The 17,081-nt window shown below is 61.5% G+C and carries 15 protein-coding genes; 3 read left to right on the top strand and 12 right to left on the bottom strand.

Annotated elements, in window-relative coordinates:
• Nucleotides 1–105 precede the first annotated feature (105 nt).
• The 12 genes from AC6CIA_RS19240 to tssA form a co-directional block, all read right to left on the bottom strand.
• Nucleotides 106–540, bottom strand: a complete 435-nt coding sequence (locus tag AC6CIA_RS19240; RefSeq protein ID WP_339533372.1) for a DcrB-related protein — start codon at nt 538–540, stop codon at nt 106–108.
• Nucleotides 541–558: 18 nt separating this feature from the next.
• Nucleotides 559–2,490: a type VI secretion system Vgr family protein gene (locus AC6CIA_RS19245; protein ID WP_498314279.1), complete on the bottom strand. Its 1,932-nt coding sequence runs from the start codon at nt 2,488–2,490 to the stop codon at nt 559–561.
• A gap of 158 nt (nt 2,491–2,648) precedes the next feature.
• A complete protein-coding gene (tssH, locus tag AC6CIA_RS19250; protein ID WP_498314281.1) occupies nt 2,649–5,327 on the bottom strand; it encodes a type VI secretion system ATPase TssH in 2,679 nt (892 codons plus the stop codon).
• Entirely contained in the window at nt 5,320–6,363 is a 1,044-nt protein-coding gene (tssG, locus tag AC6CIA_RS19255) for a type VI secretion system baseplate subunit TssG (protein WP_498314283.1), read from the bottom strand. The genes tssH and tssG overlap by 8 nt, the downstream gene beginning before the upstream one ends.
• Nucleotides 6,327–8,186: a type VI secretion system baseplate subunit TssF gene (tssF, locus tag AC6CIA_RS19260; protein WP_498314285.1), complete on the bottom strand. Its 1,860-nt coding sequence runs from the start codon at nt 8,184–8,186 to the stop codon at nt 6,327–6,329. The genes tssG and tssF overlap by 37 nt, the downstream gene beginning before the upstream one ends.
• Entirely contained in the window at nt 8,183–8,698 is a 516-nt protein-coding gene (gene tssE / locus AC6CIA_RS19265) for a type VI secretion system baseplate subunit TssE (protein WP_084381568.1), read from the bottom strand. Before tssE ends, tssF begins: the two co-directional genes overlap by 4 nt.
• Nucleotides 8,695–9,141, bottom strand: a complete 447-nt coding sequence (locus tag AC6CIA_RS19270) for a hypothetical protein (RefSeq protein WP_498314287.1) — start codon at nt 9,139–9,141, stop codon at nt 8,695–8,697. Before AC6CIA_RS19270 ends, tssE begins: the two co-directional genes overlap by 4 nt.
• Nucleotides 9,138–9,587 carry a type VI secretion system amidase effector protein Tae4 gene (locus tag AC6CIA_RS19275; RefSeq protein ID WP_498314289.1) on the bottom strand — a complete coding sequence of 150 codons (450 nt, stop codon included), beginning with the start codon at nt 9,585–9,587 and terminating at the stop codon, nt 9,138–9,140. The genes AC6CIA_RS19270 and AC6CIA_RS19275 overlap by 4 nt, the downstream gene beginning before the upstream one ends.
• Nucleotides 9,588–9,667: 80 nt before the next feature.
• On the bottom strand, nt 9,668–10,156 hold the full coding sequence (locus AC6CIA_RS19280; protein ID WP_339527604.1) for an Hcp family type VI secretion system effector: 489 nt from the start codon (nt 10,154–10,156) through the stop codon (nt 9,668–9,670).
• A 174-nt stretch (nt 10,157–10,330) separates the two neighbouring features.
• Entirely contained in the window at nt 10,331–11,824 is a 1,494-nt protein-coding gene (gene tssC, locus AC6CIA_RS19285) for a type VI secretion system contractile sheath large subunit (RefSeq protein WP_339527606.1), read from the bottom strand.
• Between the two features lie 2 nt (nt 11,825–11,826).
• Entirely contained in the window at nt 11,827–12,333 is a 507-nt protein-coding gene (gene tssB / locus AC6CIA_RS19290; protein ID WP_084381563.1) for a type VI secretion system contractile sheath small subunit, read from the bottom strand.
• A gap of 54 nt (nt 12,334–12,387) precedes the next feature.
• Nucleotides 12,388–13,407, bottom strand: a complete 1,020-nt coding sequence (gene tssA, locus AC6CIA_RS19295) for a type VI secretion system protein TssA (protein WP_498314292.1) — start codon at nt 13,405–13,407, stop codon at nt 12,388–12,390.
• A 403-nt stretch (nt 13,408–13,810) separates the two neighbouring features.
• On the opposite strand from tssA, the gene tagH reads away from it, so the two are divergent.
• The 3 genes from tagH to tssK are packed head-to-tail and all read left to right on the top strand — an operon-like array spanning nt 13,811 to nt 17,075.
• Nucleotides 13,811–15,160 (top strand): type VI secretion system-associated FHA domain protein TagH, encoded by a 1,350-nt coding sequence (gene tagH, locus AC6CIA_RS19300; protein ID WP_498314294.1) that lies wholly within the window; start codon nt 13,811–13,813, stop codon nt 15,158–15,160.
• A gap of 55 nt (nt 15,161–15,215) precedes the next feature.
• On the top strand, nt 15,216–15,722 hold the full coding sequence (tssJ, locus tag AC6CIA_RS19305) for a type VI secretion system lipoprotein TssJ (RefSeq protein ID WP_498314296.1): 507 nt from the start codon (nt 15,216–15,218) through the stop codon (nt 15,720–15,722).
• Between the two features lie 18 nt (nt 15,723–15,740).
• Complete coding sequence (gene tssK / locus AC6CIA_RS19310) at nt 15,741–17,075, top strand: type VI secretion system baseplate subunit TssK (RefSeq protein WP_498314297.1); 1,335 nt, start codon at nt 15,741–15,743, stop codon at nt 17,073–17,075.
• The last annotated feature ends 6 nt before the right edge of the window (nt 17,076–17,081 follow it).

Here is a 17,081-nt window from a genome sequence, read left to right on the forward strand (position 1 = left end):
TGCCACCTCCAGCACGCCGCCGAGGATATCGGCCATCATCGAGGTATGGTTGAGCGCGTCGCCCATGCGGGCGGCCCAGAGTGCATCAGACATGCTGTTCGCTCATCAAGCCGGGACGTCGAACAGCAGCGAACCCTTGATAGTTGCCCAATGCGCGGCTTCGGCATCGCCGAGTTTCTCGGCTTTCACGTAGCTCAGCGCAAGCATCTTGCGCGTGCCCGGCAGTACCAGCGCCAACTGGTACTGGAAGACTTTTTCATTGCCCTTGTTGAACTGGCTGCGCAGCTCGATGCCTTCGACTTCCTGATTGGCCCCCAGGCGCACGGTGGCGCCCGGTTGGCAACGCAGGTCCTGGACCTGTTGTTCAAGGCGCTTGAGCTGGTCGTCGAGGTTGCTTTGCAGGGTTTCGCCCTCGGCCAGCAAGCTGCGGCTGACGATAAGCGAAGTGCCCAGCTCGGGGAACTTGAGAATGTTGATCGTGGCGTCCAGCAACTCGCCGGGCGGCAGCTGGAACTGGAATTCATTGATGCGGTAAGTCATGACGGATAAATCTCGAGGTTAGCCCTTGGGGAACGCGGCGCTGATGTTGGCGTCGATGCCGGCCTTGACGCCCTGGCCGTCGGGCGTGGCACCGGGGCCGCCGCCGTTGTTCAGGTGCAGCACGCCGCCGGTGTTGAACTCGGCATCGCCGCTGGCGTAGAAGCTGATTTGCACGCCCGTGAGGTTGATCTGTCCGCTGGCGTTCAACTCCAGGATGCTTTCACCGCAGACCAGGCGCAGGTTCTCGCCGACTTCGATGACATAGCTCTGGCTGATGCTGTCGGTCTTCTTCTGGCCCACCGAGAGGATGTCTTCCTGCTTGACGATGCGCAGGCGGTTATTGCCGATGGTCACCGTCTCGTTATGGCCGATGCTTTTGTTACGGTCGTGGCCTACCGAATGGCTTTCATCGACCTCGACCACGATGTCCTGGTTGCGCTCGGCATGGATGTACAACTGCTCCAGACCCTTCTTGTCCTCCATGCGGATTTCATTGAAGTTGGCGGGCGTGCCGCCTTTGCTCGAACGGCTCTTCATGCCGCTCTGGGTGGCGTTTTCCGGCAGGTCATAGGGCACCGTCTGTTCAGCGTTGTACACGCGTCCGGTGATGATTGGCCGGTCGGGATCGCCTTCCAGGAAGCTCACGATCACTTCCTGGCCGATTCGTGGAATCTGCATCGAGCCCCAGTTTTTCCCGGCCCAGGATTGCGACACGCGAATCCAGCACGAGCTGTTTTCGTTGGACTGGTCGTGGCGGTCCCAATAGAAATGCACCTTCACCCGGCCGTACTGGTCGGTCCAGATTTCCTCGCCCTTGGGACCCACCACCAGTGCGGTCTGCGGGCCTTTGACAATGGGCCGGTAGGTGTTGGCCAGCGGCCGGAAGCTCTGCTGCGCGTCGATGCAGGTCAGGCTGCTTTCGAACTGTGCCGACGCCGCGCCGCCGCCGGACTCGAGGTTTTCCTGAGTGATGTAGTAGCGCGCGCCGACGATCAGGTATTCACGGTTCTGGTCGCGGCGACTGAAACCGGTGAGGCTGAACAGATGACCGGAGCCCAGGCCGCGGGCGTTACCACTGAACTCCACTTGTTCGTGCAGGGTTTGCAGGGCTTCGATGCGGGTGCGGGCGTAGTGTTCACCGTCAGCGCTTTGCACGTAGGTGCCGGGATAGTCATACAGCGGATAATCCCCGGCGGTGTGCGGGCGGGGCATCGCCGAGCGCACGTCGATCCGCGCGCTGGGGCGCTGGAAGTCATAGTCGTTGAGTTCCAGCGAGCCGGGCTGCACTTCCTGGGCGAGATGCCAGTTGTGCATATGGTCGCGCTCGCGTTGCTGCTCGTCCTTGGGGTAGTAGGGCACCGAGTCGTAGCCAGGCACTGTGAGGTGAGCGCCGTAGGCATCGGCCAGCACCAGCACATGGCGATCCTGTTCGTGGCGGAAGAAGTAGTAGATCCCTTCCTGTTCCATCAGGCGGCTGACGAAATCGAAGCTGGTCTCGCGGTACTGCACGCAGTATTCCCACTCGCGATAAGGTCGGCTCAGGGCATCTTCGAAATCGGAAAAACCCAAGTCGCGGAACACCTGCTTGATGATCTGCGGGATCGTCAGGTTCTGGAAAATCCGGCAGTCGGAGGTACGGCTCAACAGCCACAGCCAGGGGCGCAGCGTCACCTGATAACTGGCGAACTGGCCACGGTCGATGTTCTGGCTGCAGCGCGCGACGATCCCATGGAAATAGCGCTCGCCGCCATTCGCCAGTTGCAGGTTCAGGCCCATCGGCTTGCCCAGCAACTGGTTGAGGTCGATGTTGGCGTCCAGCGAGGTCAGTTGCAGCTCGTAGTTGAACAGCCGCCCAAGCTCTTCGCCACCGCCCATTTCATTGAGCAGCAGCACATCCGGCCCGAGAGGGCTGGTGATCCTGGCCAGGCGTGAGGCTTGGTTGAATAGCATCGGTTAATCCGTAAATTGCGTAATAACTGTAGGAACCCGTTCCAACTGTGGGAGCGGGTTTGCTCGCGAATGCGGTGAGTCAGTCACCGGATGCATCAACTGACACACCGCCTTCGCGAGCGAGCCCGCTCCCACAGTTTTGATTGCGTTCCGTCAGGTCAATTGGCATCGCTGAAGTCGTAGTGCAATTCATTATCCCGGCTGCTGATCCGCACTCCCGCCAAGGCCTTGCCTTCCAGCATGCGCGTGAGGAACTCGCGGCTCATGTCCGGCAACAGACTGTTGGTCAGGATGGTGTCGATCATGCGGCCGCCACTTTCGGTTTCGGTGCAACGCGAGACAATCAGGTCGATCACCGCATCGTCGTAATCGAACGCGACTTTGTGGGTGTTCTCCACGCGTTTCTTGATGCGATCGAGTTGCAGGCGGGTGATTGCCTTGAGCATCTCGTCGCTCAGCGGGTAGTAAGGAATCGTCACCAGGCGTCCGAGCAGCGCTGGCGGGAAAATCTCCAGCAGTGGTTGACGCAGGGCCTTGGCGATTGCTTCAGGTTCCGGGATGCTCGCCGGGTCTTTGCAGACCTGGGAAATCAGTTCGGTACCGGCGTTGGTGGTCAGCAGGATCAAGGTGTTCTTGAAGTCGATCACCCGGCCTTCGCCGTCTTCCATCACACCCTTGTCGAAGACCTGGAAGAAGATTTCATGCACATCCGGGTGGGCCTTTTCCACCTCGTCCAGCAGCACCACGCTGTAGGGTTTGCGCCGTACCGCTTCAGTCAGCACGCCACCTTCGCCATACCCGATATAACCCGGCGGTGCGCCCTTGAGGGTCGACACGGTATGGGCTTCCTGGAACTCGCTCATGTTGATGGTGATGACGTTCTGCTCGCCGCCGTACATGGCTTCGGCCAGGGCCAGGGCGGTTTCGGTCTTGCCTACGCCGGAGGTACCGGCCAGCATGAACACACCAATCGGCTTGCTCGGGTTGTCGAGGCCGGCGCGGGAGGTCTGGATGCGTTTGGCGATCATCTGCAGGGCGTGGTCCTGGCCAATGATGCGTTTCTTCAGGTGCTGGTCGAGGTTAAGTACCGTCTCCAGCTCATTACGCGCCATGCGGCCGACCGGGATGCCGGTCCAGTCGGCGACCACCGAGGCCACGGCCTGGTAATCCACGGTCGGCAGGATCAATGGGGTTTCACCTTGCAAGGCGGTGAGGCGCTGTTGCAGGTCCAGGAGTTTTTCGCGCAAGGCGTGGCTCTCGTCGGTACCGACGTCGCTGTCGACCACGCCAGCTTTTTCCCGCAGCGTGGCGCGGGTGGCGAGCAGTTCGTCGACCAGGGTTTTTTCTTCAGCCCAGCGGCTTTCCAGGCTCGCCAGGCGCTCACGCTCAGCCGTCAGCAACGCTTCGCTGGTGGTTTGACGGGCGCCGATGGCGATGCCGATCGCGTGCTCGCGAGCGATGATTTGCAGCTCGGTTTCCAACGCTTCGATGCGGCGGCGGCTATCGTCCACTTCCGCTGGAACCGCGTGCAGGCTGATGGCGACGCGGGCGCAGGCGGTGTCCAGCAGGCTTACGGATTTGTCCGGCAACTGACGTGCCGGAATGTAGCGGTGGGACAGCTTGACCGAGGCTTCCAGGGCTTCGTCGAGGATTTGCACCTGATGGTGTTTTTCCATGGTCGACGCCACGCCGCGCATCATCAGCAGCGCTTTGTCTTCGGCAGGCTCGGCGACGTGTACGACCTGGAAGCGGCGGGTCAGCGCCGGGTCTTTTTCGATGTGTTTTTTGTACTCGGCCCAGGTGGTAGCGGCCACGGTGCGCAAGGTGCCACGGGCCAATGCCGGCTTCAGCAGGTTGGCCGCATCGCCGGTGCCGGCGGCGCCACCGGCACCCACCAGGGTGTGGGCTTCGTCGATGAACAGGATGATCGGCTTGGGCGAGGCCTGGACGTCTTCGATGACCTGGCGCAGACGCTGTTCGAACTCGCCTTTCATGCTGGCGCCGGCCTGCAGCAGGCCCACATCGAGACTGCGCAGTTCCACATCCTTGAGCGCGGGCGGCACGTCGCCAGCGACGATACGCAGGGCGAAACCTTCGACCACGGCGGTCTTGCCGACGCCGGCTTCACCGGTGAGGATCGGGTTGTTCTGACGCCGACGCATGAGGATGTCCACCAGTTGGCGGATTTCTTCGTCACGCCCGACGATCGGGTCAAGCTTGCCACTGCGGGCTTGTTCGGTCAGGTCGACAGTGAAACGCTTGAGGGCTTCCTGCTTGCCCATAGCACTTGGAGCCATGGCGCCGCTGGCTTCGCCGGGCACGGCGCCGGCGTTGAAACCATCGCTGGCGCCGAGGGCGTTTTCCGGCGAGTCGCCGACGTATTCGTCAAAGCGCTCGCTCAGTGCTTCGACCTTGATCTTGTCGAACTCCGACGACAAGCCCAGCAGCGCATGGCGCAGGCTCGGGGTCTTGAGAATCCCCAGCACCAGGTAACCGGTGCGCACCTGGCTTTCGCCAAACATCAGGCTGCCGTAGACCCAGCCGCGCTCCACGGCTTCTTCGACGTGGGACGACAGGTCAGTGATCGATGTCGAACCACGGGGCAGGCGGTCCAGGGCCTCGGTCAGGTCGCGGGCCAGGCGCGCCGGCTCCACGTTGAACTGACGGATGATGCGGTGCAGGTCCGAGTCCTGCAGTTGCAACAACTGGTGAAACCAGTGGGCCAATTCCACATACGGATTGCCCCGCAGCTTGCAGAACACAGTGGCGGCTTCGATGGCTTTGTAGGCCACGCTGTTGAGTTTGCCGAACAATGCGGCGCGGCTGATTTCACCCATGCTCTGGATTCCTTGAGGTGGTGGCCAGTTCGGCGTAATGCCGGGCCAGGATTAGGTCGTTGGCGTCGTGTCCGGGTTGGCCGAGCCACGTGTTGAAGCCCAGTCGGAACTGGCCGTTAAGCCGCAGTGTCGGGACTTCAGGTTGTTGCAGAACCAGATTGAGGTCCCAGTCCAATTCATGGCCCAGGTACTCGGCCACCCAGGCCACCAGTTCGTTGAACGGCTGGCTGCCGGGCAACATGCCCATGTAGTCATCGAGCGTGAGCGGGCCCAGGCGAATGCGGAATTTATGCTGGCGATCCCAGACGTGGCTGCCCAGGCAAAAATCCACGCCGAGCTGGTGGGCGCTGACACCGACGCGGCTGCGCTCGGGCAGCTCCAGCCATTGGCCGACATATTCTTCGATCGCTACCGGCAAGCCGAAGTATTCGCCGAGGATTGCCTTCAAACCGTCGGGGTAGCGGGTTTGCGCGCTGAGGTGGCCGCTGTAATGCAGCTTCGCGGTGTCGGGGATCAGGCCTTGTTCCAGCAGGCTGGGCATGCCTCGACCACTCAGGGCCGCCAAGCGTGCCGACCAATAATCATCGTCCGGGCGATCATGACTGACCGTTGGCCGCGCCTCGGCCCAGGCCCGGTAGAACAAGGTCAGCAGGCGATGGTGGAACACATCCAGGAAGCGCTTGCTGGTGCCGTCGGCATTGTTGCGCTGGCGTTCGCGCACGTATTCGGTGATGTGCAGGGGCAGCGGGCCGTTGGGGCCACCGAGGCCGAAAAAGAACTGCTCCAGCCGCGCCGGCTTGTTGTCGCCACCCGGATCGACCGAGGCCAGGGTGGCCGGGGCGAAGGTGCAGTCGGCCTGTTGCCCGAGGCGCAACGGGTCATCCGCCAGGCGCAGGGAGTGGCCCAGGCGCGGCAGGTCCGGTGATTCGCACTCGATACGCCGCAACGCCTGGAAGAAGTCATATTCCCAGGGCTGCTGATGCATCGCATCCAGGGTACTCACAGGGTCGGACGGCGTCCGGGCTTGGCTTTCCATCGCATGATCTCGCCGCGTTCGGTGGTACGGATCACCGTCTCGGTAAAACTGTTGATCGACACGTAGCGTGCCAGAAAGCGTTCGAACACCGCACCGAGCAGGAACACGCCGGTGCCGCGAAACGCGTTTTCGTCAAATTCCAAGGTGATTTCCAGGCCCCGGCCAAACACGATCGGGCCGGGCATCGGCAGGCGCCGGGTCACGGCTTTGCTGCTGACGTCGCGCAGGCCTTCGATTTGCAATTGCAGGGCAGCGTCGTTGCTGTCGCCGTACAGGCGCAGCAACTCACGCAACGCGGCGGCGCCCTGGCCTTGTTCACTGAGGGACAGGTAGTTGAGCGACAACTGGCTGATCAGGCGCCAGGCCTTGGCATCATGGGCGTGGCTGGCGCGTGGGCGGCTGGGCCCGGCCACGCAGCGCACCGCCAGCACCGGGGCACTGTCGGCCAGGGTGAAGTCAGTCTTGCCATTGCCCACGCTCATGAACAACGGCAAATCGCGGTTGGTGCACAGCGCCGTCACCCCCAGCTGACGCAGGTCATGGCGGTAGGGCGCCTGCTGACTGTCGACCAGGCTGACAAAGGTTTCGCTGCCCACATAGGTCGAGCGCGGACCGTTGCGGCGCTGGTCGCTGGACAGCACGCGCGGCTCGCGGCGTACGGTGTAATAGGCCAGGTCGCGCCCGTAGCGCGACGGATCACGTACGGCATAGAACGGCAGGAACGGCTGATCCGGGCCGGTGCCATGACCGGTGATGCCGCTCAGGGAGTGAATCTCGAAGTCCATCGGCCGGGTACGGTCGGCGATCACATGGTGTTCGTTGACCCGCTCGGACAAGTGGATGCGGTCCACGCGCTTGGGGAACAGGTTGATCGCCGGGGTGCAGAACGGTACGAACTGCGCCGCGCCAACGCTGCCTTCCAGGCTCGGCTCATGGCGGTCGAACAGTACGATCAGTTCCAGCTCCTGGCCGTCGCACCGTTGCACTGCACGGCTCAACTGCGCGATCTCGACGAACAGAAAGCGGTGGGGCAGGGCAAAGTATTCCTGCAGCAGCCGATAACCCTGGAAGGCCCGCGAGACCACCGGCATCGCCGCATCGGCATCGTCGAAACCGCGTGAGCGCAGCGCGTCTTGCGGCAGGCGCTCGACCCAGTCGCCTCCGGGCTTGCGCGCAAATACCGCACAGGCATTACCCAGTAATTGTTCGTAGAGGCGAAACGGTTGCTCGTCGGCGCCGTTGAGGTACAGCGGCAGGTCATTCAGGGCCAGGCTGTTGAACGGCAGTTCGGCGCCGGTGCGCAAGGTCAATCGCAACCCGGCCTTGGCCTTGGGCTCGCTGGCGGCCAGGCGCCCGAGCACGGCGGAGGGATTGCCAAAGTACTCGGCCTGGCTGACACGCAGCGGCCACAGCGTCACCGGATGCGCGGTGCGGTACTCGCAGCAGGTTTGGCTTTCACGGCCTAATGCGGCGCGCAGGACAGTGCCTCGCGGCAGTGGAAAACCGTCGGCGAGGGAGCCCTCGTCGGGATCCGCCTGAAACTGCACCACGCTCATCGAGGGTGTCGGCGCGAGATAGTGCGGGTAGGCGATCTCCAGCAGGTTATGGGTGAAGGTCGGGTACTCGGCGTCGAGCTTGAGCTGCACGCGTGCGGTGAGATAGGCGAAACCTTCGAGCAATCGCTCGACATACGGGTCGGCGCAGTCCATGCCGGACAGGGTCAGCCGACTGGCGATCTTCGGGTATTCCTTGGCGAACTCCGCGGCGCTTTCGCGCACGTGGTGCAGTTCCTGGTTGTACAGCTCGAGCAGGCGCGGATTCATGAGCGTCTCCGCTGGTCGGCATTGACCACGCGCACGTGGCCGGACTCCAGGTCCAGATCGGTTTGCAGCAACAGACGCAATGGCACCGGTTGCGCCCACAGGTCGCCTTCAATCTCGAAACTCAGGGCGTTGTGGTTCATCTCGCCGTGGGCCACCCGCGCCTTGACCCGCAGGGTGTGGCGCAGGATGCGTGGCTCAAACGTGGCAATCGCCTGGTAGATCAAGGCCTCCAGGGCGTTGATATCGACGCTGGAGGCACTGTTGCCGGCCAGGGCCGGCAGGCCGTAATTGACCACCGAGGTCCCCGCCGGGGTGTGCAGCGTCGCATCGGCGCTGAGCAGGGATGTGGTGTTGAGCAGCCACGCAAGGTCGCGCAGCACCGAGGCTTTCAATTGGCTCAGGGACAGCACGCGCTTGTCCGCGCTTTCCTTGGGGTTGCTCGGGTCGTCGTCGGTCAACCGATCCAGCAGGGAGGGTTGCAGGCGGTCGCGGGTGGCGATTTCGGTTATCACGGGAAAAGTCCGACGAAGTGCTTCTGGTCTATCACGCCGCCCATGCAAAATGAACTCTGGGCTACGATGGACGTTTCCAGACGACCTTGGATCTGGCGGACAGCCTGATACTGAGATGTGCAACTACGGCTGGATTCGGGCTCTGCTTGTGAGTGATAGACGAGGATGATCAGTTCGTTATCGCTGACAGCTTCAACACGAGGTAATCCCTTGCGGTCCGGGCTGAATTTGCATGGCCAGGGGATTTCTAGTTGCAGCAGGCTTTGGTCGGGTTTGCGCAATGCGCAACGTTGCTGGTGATTTTCCAGTATCAACGTCTGCCCAGCCAATATCACCCTGTCCTTGGCAAGCTCAGCCGTTGAGGGCGGGGCCTGCTCTGCACAGGCGGACAGGCTGGAAACAACGCAAGCCGCAAATAGGGGCAATATCCATAGCTTGATCATGTGAGTTCCCAGAACCAGACTTGCCTGGAGGCATGTGCGGGGTCATCGTAGCTGCCTGTCTGTCCGCGTCTCCATACGTCGATATGGTCACCTGAGCGGGCCTCGGTGCTTTCTCCATATCGTCTGAAGCAGTCTTTGAAGAAGATGATTCCGGTTTTCTGTTGCAATGTGCGACGGTCTTCGGCGCTACCGGTCAAGATTGTCGGGCGACCTAAGTGATGGCGCCACAGCCAGTTGGCAAGTGACTCTGCGCCTCGCGCATGGCCATGCGCGCATTTGGGCTCGGTGTAGGTCGAACTGTTGACCTTGATGGTGTGCTCGCCGTTCAGGGCGATGCTCATGCGGATAGCGCACTGATTATCCCAAGGCCCGTCACAGGCCGGAGGATGGTCGGGAGAATAGGGCGGATAGCTGTTCCACAAATTGATAAACGAAGGCTTGGCCATGACTCATACACCAGTGGGAAAGGACAGGACTCGAGCAAGCACCAAACACCCCCGGCATGTGGCACCGGGGGCATGTTCGATTACGCCTTGATGTTCTGGCGGATGTTCCAGCCGAACTTGATCGGACCGCCGTCCTTGGTGCCGTCGGCTTTCTGCGGCTGGTAGTCCACCAGCACCTTGGCGAAGTTCAGGGTGACGTTTTCGGTCAGGCGATCATCGTTGCCCGAGCCGCCGGTGCTCAGGGACGTGATCAGCACCTCTTCCAGGTTGATGATCATGTACTCGACCTGGTTTTCGCCACCGGCCTTGCGCACGGTCAACTTGACCTTGTCGATGTGCTTGCCGCTGGCGCAATGCATCATCAGGTTGGGCGAGGCTTTGTCGACGTACTTGGTCAACGACAGGTCCTGGATATTCACCTTGCCTGCGCCACCGCCACCACCGACGTGCATGTTGCCGGACTGGGACATGCCCCAGCTCCAGTTCAATACGTCGATTTCGTCCTTGTGGGCCTTGTCCATGGACTCGCCCTTGATGTCACCGATCTTGATGAAAATATCAACAGCCATGTTTTCTCCCTGTGTGGTCTCAGCCACAGACGTTGTGGGCGTCGCCGACCTCTGTAGGAGCGAGCTTGCTCGCGAAGGTCGTCAACGATGACGCTGGCATCCTGAATGAATGCGGCGCCTTCAAGTTTTTCGCGAGCACGCTCGCTCCTACAGAGAGCGAGTCGGTCCCGATTTTTACGCGCCTTTGGCAGACGGCAGTTTGGATACCAGGCGCAACGACACGGTCAGCCCTTCGAGCTGGTAGTGCGGGCGCAAGTAGAACTTGGAGTTGTAGTACCCGGGATTGCCTTCGACTTCTTCCACGATCACTTCGGCGGCAGCCAATGGATGCTGGGCCTTGGTGGTTTCAGTGGAGTGCGCCGGGTCACCGTCGACGTAGTTGAGGATCCAGTCCTGCAACCAGCGCTGCATTTCGTCCTTCTCTTTGAAGGAACCGATCTTGTCGCGCACGATGCACTTCAGGTAGTGCGCAAAACGGCAGGTGGCGAACAGGTACGGCAGGCGTGCGGCCAGGTTGGCGTTGGCGGTGGCGTCCGGATCATCGTATTCGGCTGGTTTCTGCAAGGACTGGGCGCCGATGAACGCGGCAAAGTCAGTGTTTTTCTTGTGCAGCAGCGGCATGAAACCGTTCTTGGCCAGCTCCGCTTCACGGCGATCGCTGATGGCGATTTCGGTCGGGCACTTCATGTCCACGCCGCCGTCATCGGTAGGGAAGGTGTGGGCCGGCAGATTTTCCACTTCACCACCCGACTCCACGCCACGGATGCGCGAGCACCAGCCGAAATGTTTGAACGAGCGGTTGATGTTCACCGCCATCGCGTACGCGGCGTTGGCCCAGGTGTACTTGGAGCTGTCGGCGCCATCGGTGTTTTCTTCGAAGGCGAAGGCTTCCACCGGATCGGTCTTGGCGCCATACGGCAGGCGCGCCAGGAAGCGCGGCATGGTCAGGCCGATATAGCGCGAGTCTTCCGACTCACGCAGCGAGCGCCAGCCAGCGTATTCCGGCGTGGTGAAGATCTTGGTCAGGTCGCGCGGGTTCGACAGTTCCTGCCACGAGCCCATGCCCATCACGGTCGGTGATGCCGCTGCGATGAACGGCGAGTGCATGGCGGCGCAGACTTTCGACAGCTCGCCCAGCAGTTCCACGTCGGGCGGCGACTGGTCGAAGTAGTAATCGCCCACCAGGCAACCGTAAGGTTCGCCGCCGAACTGGCCGTATTCTTCTTCGTACATCTTCTTGAAGATCGGGCTCTGGTCCCACGCGGTGCCCTTGAATTTCTTCAGGGTCTTGTGCAGGTCGGTCTTGGAGATATTGAGCACGCGAATCTTCAGCTGCTCGTCGCTCTCGGTGTTGTTGACCAGATAGTGCAGGCCGCGCCAGGCGCTTTCCAGTTGCTGGAAGTCCGGGTGGTGGATGACCTGATTGACCTGGGCGGTGAGCTTGGCGTCAATCGCGGCGATGATCGATTCGATCGACTTGATGGCGTCGTTGGACACCAGGTCTGTCTGCGCCAGGGCCTGTTCGGCCAAGGTGCGCACGGCGGTTTCCACCGCTTCACGGGCGCGCTCGGTCTTGGGTTTGAATTCTTGCAGCAACAGCGAGGCGAACTCGCTGGTTTCTTCGGTTGCGCCGAGATTCTGGGCGCCTTCGCGTGCGGTATCGGTCATGATCATTGGTCCTGTGCTGGCTTCGGCGCGCTCGCCAGGGCCTGCAACAGCGCTGGATCCTTGATCGCCTTCATGATGATTTCTTCAGCGCCGGTCTTGCCGTCCATGTAGGTCAGCAGGTTGGCCAGTTGCGTGCGCGCTTCAAGCAGCTTGTTCAGCGAGTCGACCTTGCGCGCCACGGCGGCGGGGCTGAAGTCGTCCATGCTTTCGAAGGTGATGTCCAGGCTCAGGTTGCCTTCGCCTGTCAGCTCGTTGGGCACATGAAACGCGACGCGCGGCTGCATGGCCTTGAGGCGTGAGTCGAAGTTGTCGACGTCGACTTCAAGGAACTTGCGATCGGCCACCGGCGCCAACGGTTCGGCGGGTTTGCCGGCGAGGTCGGCCATGACGCCCATCACGAAGGGCAGCTGGACCTTTTTCTCGGCGCCGTAAAGCTCGACGTCGTACTCGATCTGCACCCGGGGCGCACGATTGCGCGCGATGAATTTCTGAGAACTTTGCTTCGCCACGTTGCTGCTCCTGGTCGCTTGAGCGACGGTGTTGTTACTGCGAAAACCAGACGTTTATTCGCCGTCCGGTCCGCGCAGGTTTTCAAATTGGGACATGCCGTCGGGAATCAGATTGCGCACGATGGCCGCGAAGTCGGCGTGCACCAGATTTTTCGCACGGTTCAACAGCACCGGCAGCGGGCTCGAAGGCTCGTGACGGCTGTAGTACGCAAGGATTCGATCCAGATGGCGCAGCACTTCGTCGCGGCTGGCGATTTCGCCGGTGCTACGCGGTGCGGCGGGCGGTGCCGCGTGCTCGACCGAGGCGGCGTTGTCGTCACTGACAACCTCGGGTTCACGACTGTCACCGTCCTGGGGGGCGAACTGACTGAAAATCTGCAACGCCTGCTTGAGTGGTTGCTTGAGCGGGCCGAGGTCCACGCCTTGGGCGGACCCAACCTGGTCACTGACGTATTGCTCAATGGTTTCGCAGGCGGTGCGTGCCTCCTCGAGCGCGGCGCGAGTGGCTTGCACCTGTTCGGCGTCGCTGTCGAGAAAGGCCCCGGCAAGTTGTTCGGCGCCGAGTTGTTCACCCGGGAAACTCTGCAGGCCGCTGGCGTTGAGCGCGCCCCGCAGGCTTACGGGACCAAAGGTTCGGGAGCGGGCGAGGATGCTTTCGCGCAGCAGGCGAATGGTCTCGTCGCAGGTCAGGCCGGTGAGGGCGTTGATGCGTACCGTGGGGTCATTGTTGTCCTCGGCGTCCAGGCGCGGATGCAGGTCGCCCCAGTACTGCTGAAGCAGTTCGCTGATCAGTCGCAGGACATTCGCAAGTCCGCTCACGCCTTGCAGAGCGAGGGAGCTTTGCAGCAGGAAATGGGTGATGCGCAAGTCTTTGCTGCGTTGCAGCAGGTCCAGGCTTTGCTGCTGGATACTGCGCCATTCCGGCGGTTCGGCGGGCAGGATCGAGTCGCCCATGCTGCGTTCGGGTTGACCCTGGGCAGCACGTTCCAGATGCAGATAGTCCGCGTCATATTCCAAGTCTTCACCACAGGGTGAAGTCGCGGAAACGGCGGCGAGCAGCAGCGGCACATCCACTAAGTTCGATCTCCTTATCAACCCGTTAGTCTCGGGTAACGCATGCATTAGTTGCGCACGGAACTTGCGCTTTTTATGGGCATGTCTTTCTCTTCAGTGCAGGCTCTTTGATTTCAAAGTGCCATCATGCAAATTCAAGAAGTTGTGCATTTTTGGTGTAGTAGTTATGCCTTGTCAAGGTAAGCTATTCGCACCGTGTGACAGATGTGCGGTGCTTAACACGCTGCGCGACCCGCAGGTCAAAGTCAGTGCCGTTAGAGGATTTTTGTCACAAGAGCCAGTTAAAATCAGCGATCCTGCGGTTAAAACGGGCTTCTAGGGTGGTTTTCACGATTTTTCGCCGGGGCCTTGGGAATGATCTTCCCGCGACTCGGGCAGGCGTGGGTTTCAGCAAGGAGGCAAGATGGCGCTGTGTTTGACTATTACCAGTTATCACAAAATTACCCCTGGACAGTGTGCGGAAAAGTCCATGGATAATGGAGTGATGGCCATCGGTCGCGCTGCTGAAAATGACTGGGTATTGCCTGACCCAGAGCGCTTGGTTTCCGCGCAACATTGCGTCATTCAATACAAGGATGGTCGCTACTACTTGACCGATAACAGCACTAACGGTGTGGAGTTGGTCAAGGCCGGTATTCGTTTGCGCCGGGGAAACAGTGAGCCCTTGCAAGATGGCGAGTTGATCCGTATCGGCGATTACGAAATCCAGGCGCGCATCGACGCTGGGGTGAAAGTGAGCGATAGCCTGCCGTTCGCGGGTGACACGTCCAACAGTTTTGAAGCGTTGATGGGCCGCCAGGGCGCCGCCGTTGCACCCGTGGCCACACCGAGCGCGTCGCCGGCCATCGCGCCGCAGTTTCAAGGCGCGTCGTCGATGGACACGCTGCCCGACCTGTTCGACTTTCTCAGCCCGACCGCCGTGCCGCCAGCCACGCAGCCCGATCACGTCCCGGCCGAGCAGCACGACTTCCGCCCGCCGACCCCGCTGCCATCCGCGCCTGAGCCGGTGTTGCCGGGTGCAGTGATTCCCGAGGACTGGGATTTGTTGGGCGACCCGCCCGCGCCGGTAATCGAGGTCGCAGTCCCCGTGGAAGCCCCGCAGCCGCCGCTGCCGAGAGTCGAACCGCCATTGCCGGAGCCCCCGCCGGAGGCATCCGACAGCCCACAGCCCGATTTGCTGCAAGCCTTCCTGCGCGGTGCCGGGCTCGATCAACTGCGCCTGGACAAGGCGCAGGCCGAAGCGCAGATGGAAAGCATCGGGCGCAGCTACCGGCTGATGGTCGAAGGCTTGATTGACGTGTTGCGTGCCCGCAGCAGCCTCAAGGGCGAGTTCCGGATGCAGCAGACGATGATTCAGCCGGTGGAAAACAACCCGTTGAAGTTCGCCCCGAATGCCGACGAAGCCTTGTTGTTGCTGCTGCGTCATGGCAATCCGGCGTTTATGGCGCCGGACCTTGCCGTGCGCGACAGTTTCGATGATTTACGTGCCCATCAGTTGGCGGTGATGGCCGGTGTTGAAGCCGCCATCAAGCACTTGCTGGCGCGTTTTGAACCGGCGCAGTTGGAGGCGCGCATGGGCAAGCCCGGCGGGCTGTCGAGCCTGTTCAACGGGTCGCGCCAGGCCCAGTACTGGCAGCAGTTTACCGAGCTGTACAGCAACATTTCCCGTGAAGCCCAGGAAGATTTCCAGGACTTGTTCGGTCGCGAATTCAGCCGGGCCTACGAAGCGCACAGTGCACGCCAGCGACGCTGAAGCGCACTACAACAATGGAATAACGGATAGCTAAGTACGTCATTGAGGACGCAGGATGATTTCCAGGTTTTTAGTCGCAGTCGCCAGCGCATTCCTGCTGGCGGCGTGTGCCAAGGATGCAGCAAAGCCTTCGGCCCCCGAAGCAGAAGCGGACACTGCCGCCGTCGAGCTGCACTTTCATGCCATCAACGGGCTCAACCCCGGCACCACTGGCCAGGCTGCGCCGGTGCGGGTACGGATTTTCGAGCTGAAAAATGCCGCGATCTTCAGGCGTTCTGACTATTTCGCCCTGGCCGACCGTGCCCAGGCGACGCTCGGATTGGATTTGATCGATCAGGACGAAGTCGTGATCAAACCCGGCCAGCAACTGAGTATCCAGCGTGACCTCGACCCGGCCACTCGACAGGTCGGCCTGCTGGTGGGCTATCGCGAGCTGGACCGCGCGCAATGGCGCACGGTGCTCGAGATTCCGCCGCGCGCGTACACCGAGTACCAGATCAGCCTTGATGTGCGTGCGGTTCGCGCGGACATCGTGGTCCCCCCATCCAGCCCTGCCCAATAACAAGCAATCGGAGCCCCCATGTCCTGGAACAATCGCGTGGTCTGGTCGGAAGGCATGTTCATCGGAACGCAGCACTTTCAGCAGCATGACCGTTACCTGGAAAACCTGATTGATGCCCGCAGCCGTCCATTGTCGGCAGGCGCGTGGGGCTTTTCCGAACTGCTGATCGACCAAGGGCTGCTGGCCCAAGGCAAGCTGGCCATCGTCTCGGCCCGTGGCTTGTTGCCCGATGGCACGCCGTTCAACATTCCCCAGGACGACCTGGCACCGAGCCCGTTGAACATTGACGACAGCCTGCGCGACGGCTTGGTTTATCTGGCCTTGCCGCTCAAGCGTGCCGGCGCCCCCGATACGGTCGATGAAGGCGAAGCCCTGGGCGCCGCGCGTTACGTGAGCCAGGTCCGGGAAGTGCGCGACGACAATGCGCCGTTTGAAAATCGTGCGCCGGTGGCGGTCGGTTCCCGTGCCTTGCGTTTGCTGACGGCCGAGGATGGCGTCAGTGATTACGCGGCCATCGGCCTGGTACGCATCAAGGAAAAGCGCGCCGACCGCGCTCTGGTTCTGGATGACAGCTACATCCCGCCGGTGCTCGATGTGGCGGCCAGCAAACCGCTGACAGCCTTTCGCAGCGAACTGCTTGGCTTGCTGCATCAGCGCGGCGAAGCCCTCGCCGGACGGGTCGTGGCATCGGGCGCCGGTGGTGCGTCGGAGATTGCCGACTTCATGCTGCTGCAACTGGTCAACCGCGCGCAGCCGTTGATTCAGCACCTGAGCCAGCTGAGCCCATTGCATCCGGAGCGTTTTTTCAGCGAACTGGTCAGCCTGGCCGGCGAATTCTCGACCTTCTCCACAGCGGGCCGTCGTCCTCAGGAATATCCGCAATACCAGCATGACGACCTTGCCCTGAGTTTCACCCCGGTGATGCAGGCATTGCGTGAAGCGTTGTCGATGCTGATCGACAGCAAAGCCACGCCGATCCCGATTGTCGAGAAAGCCTACGGCGTGCATGTGGCGATGCTCGCGGACAAAACCTTGATCGACAGCGCGAGTTTCATCCTGGTGGTGCGCGCCGATGTGCCGAGCGAAACCTTGCGCGCACGCTTCGGCCAGCAAAGCAAAGTCGGTTCGGTGGAACACATTCGCGACCTGGTCAACCTGCAATTGCCGGGGATTGGCCTGCTGCCGCTGCCGGTGGCGCCACGGCAGATTCCGTACCACGCCGGCTCCACTTACTACGAGTTGGATCGGGGCAGCGAGCATTGGCAGCAATTGATCCACTCCGGCGGTTTTGCCTTCCACATCGCCGGGCAATTCCCGGGCTTGAACCTGGCCTTCTGGGCGATCCGAGGATAATCCGCG

The organism is Pseudomonas sp. GQ91 (assembly GCF_059758795.1).

Coding starts and splice junctions, on each gene's coding strand:
- AC6CIA_RS19240 (WP_339533372.1), bottom strand. CDS start 540: ATGACTTACCGCATCAATGAATTCCAGTTCCAGCTGCCGCCCGGCGAG.
- AC6CIA_RS19245 (WP_498314279.1), bottom strand. CDS start 2,490: ATGCTATTCAACCAAGCCTCACGCCTGGCCAGGATCACCAGCCCTCTC.
- tssH (WP_498314281.1), bottom strand. CDS start 5,327: ATGGGTGAAATCAGCCGCGCCGCATTGTTCGGCAAACTCAACAGCGTG.
- tssG (WP_498314283.1), bottom strand. CDS start 6,363: ATGGAAAGCCAAGCCCGGACGCCGTCCGACCCTGTGAGTACCCTGGAT.
- tssF (WP_498314285.1), bottom strand. CDS start 8,186: ATGAATCCGCGCCTGCTCGAGCTGTACAACCAGGAACTGCACCACGTG.
- AC6CIA_RS19270 (WP_498314287.1), bottom strand. CDS start 9,141: ATGATCAAGCTATGGATATTGCCCCTATTTGCGGCTTGCGTTGTTTCC.
- AC6CIA_RS19275 (WP_498314289.1), bottom strand. CDS start 9,587: ATGGCCAAGCCTTCGTTTATCAATTTGTGGAACAGCTATCCGCCCTAT.
- AC6CIA_RS19280 (WP_339527604.1), bottom strand. CDS start 10,156: ATGGCTGTTGATATTTTCATCAAGATCGGTGACATCAAGGGCGAGTCC.
- tssC (WP_339527606.1), bottom strand. CDS start 11,824: ATGACCGATACCGCACGCGAAGGCGCCCAGAATCTCGGCGCAACCGAA.
- tagH (WP_498314294.1), top strand. CDS start 13,811: ATGGCGCTGTGTTTGACTATTACCAGTTATCACAAAATTACCCCTGGA.
- tssJ (WP_498314296.1), top strand. CDS start 15,216: ATGATTTCCAGGTTTTTAGTCGCAGTCGCCAGCGCATTCCTGCTGGCG.
- tssK (WP_498314297.1), top strand. CDS start 15,741: ATGTCCTGGAACAATCGCGTGGTCTGGTCGGAAGGCATGTTCATCGGA.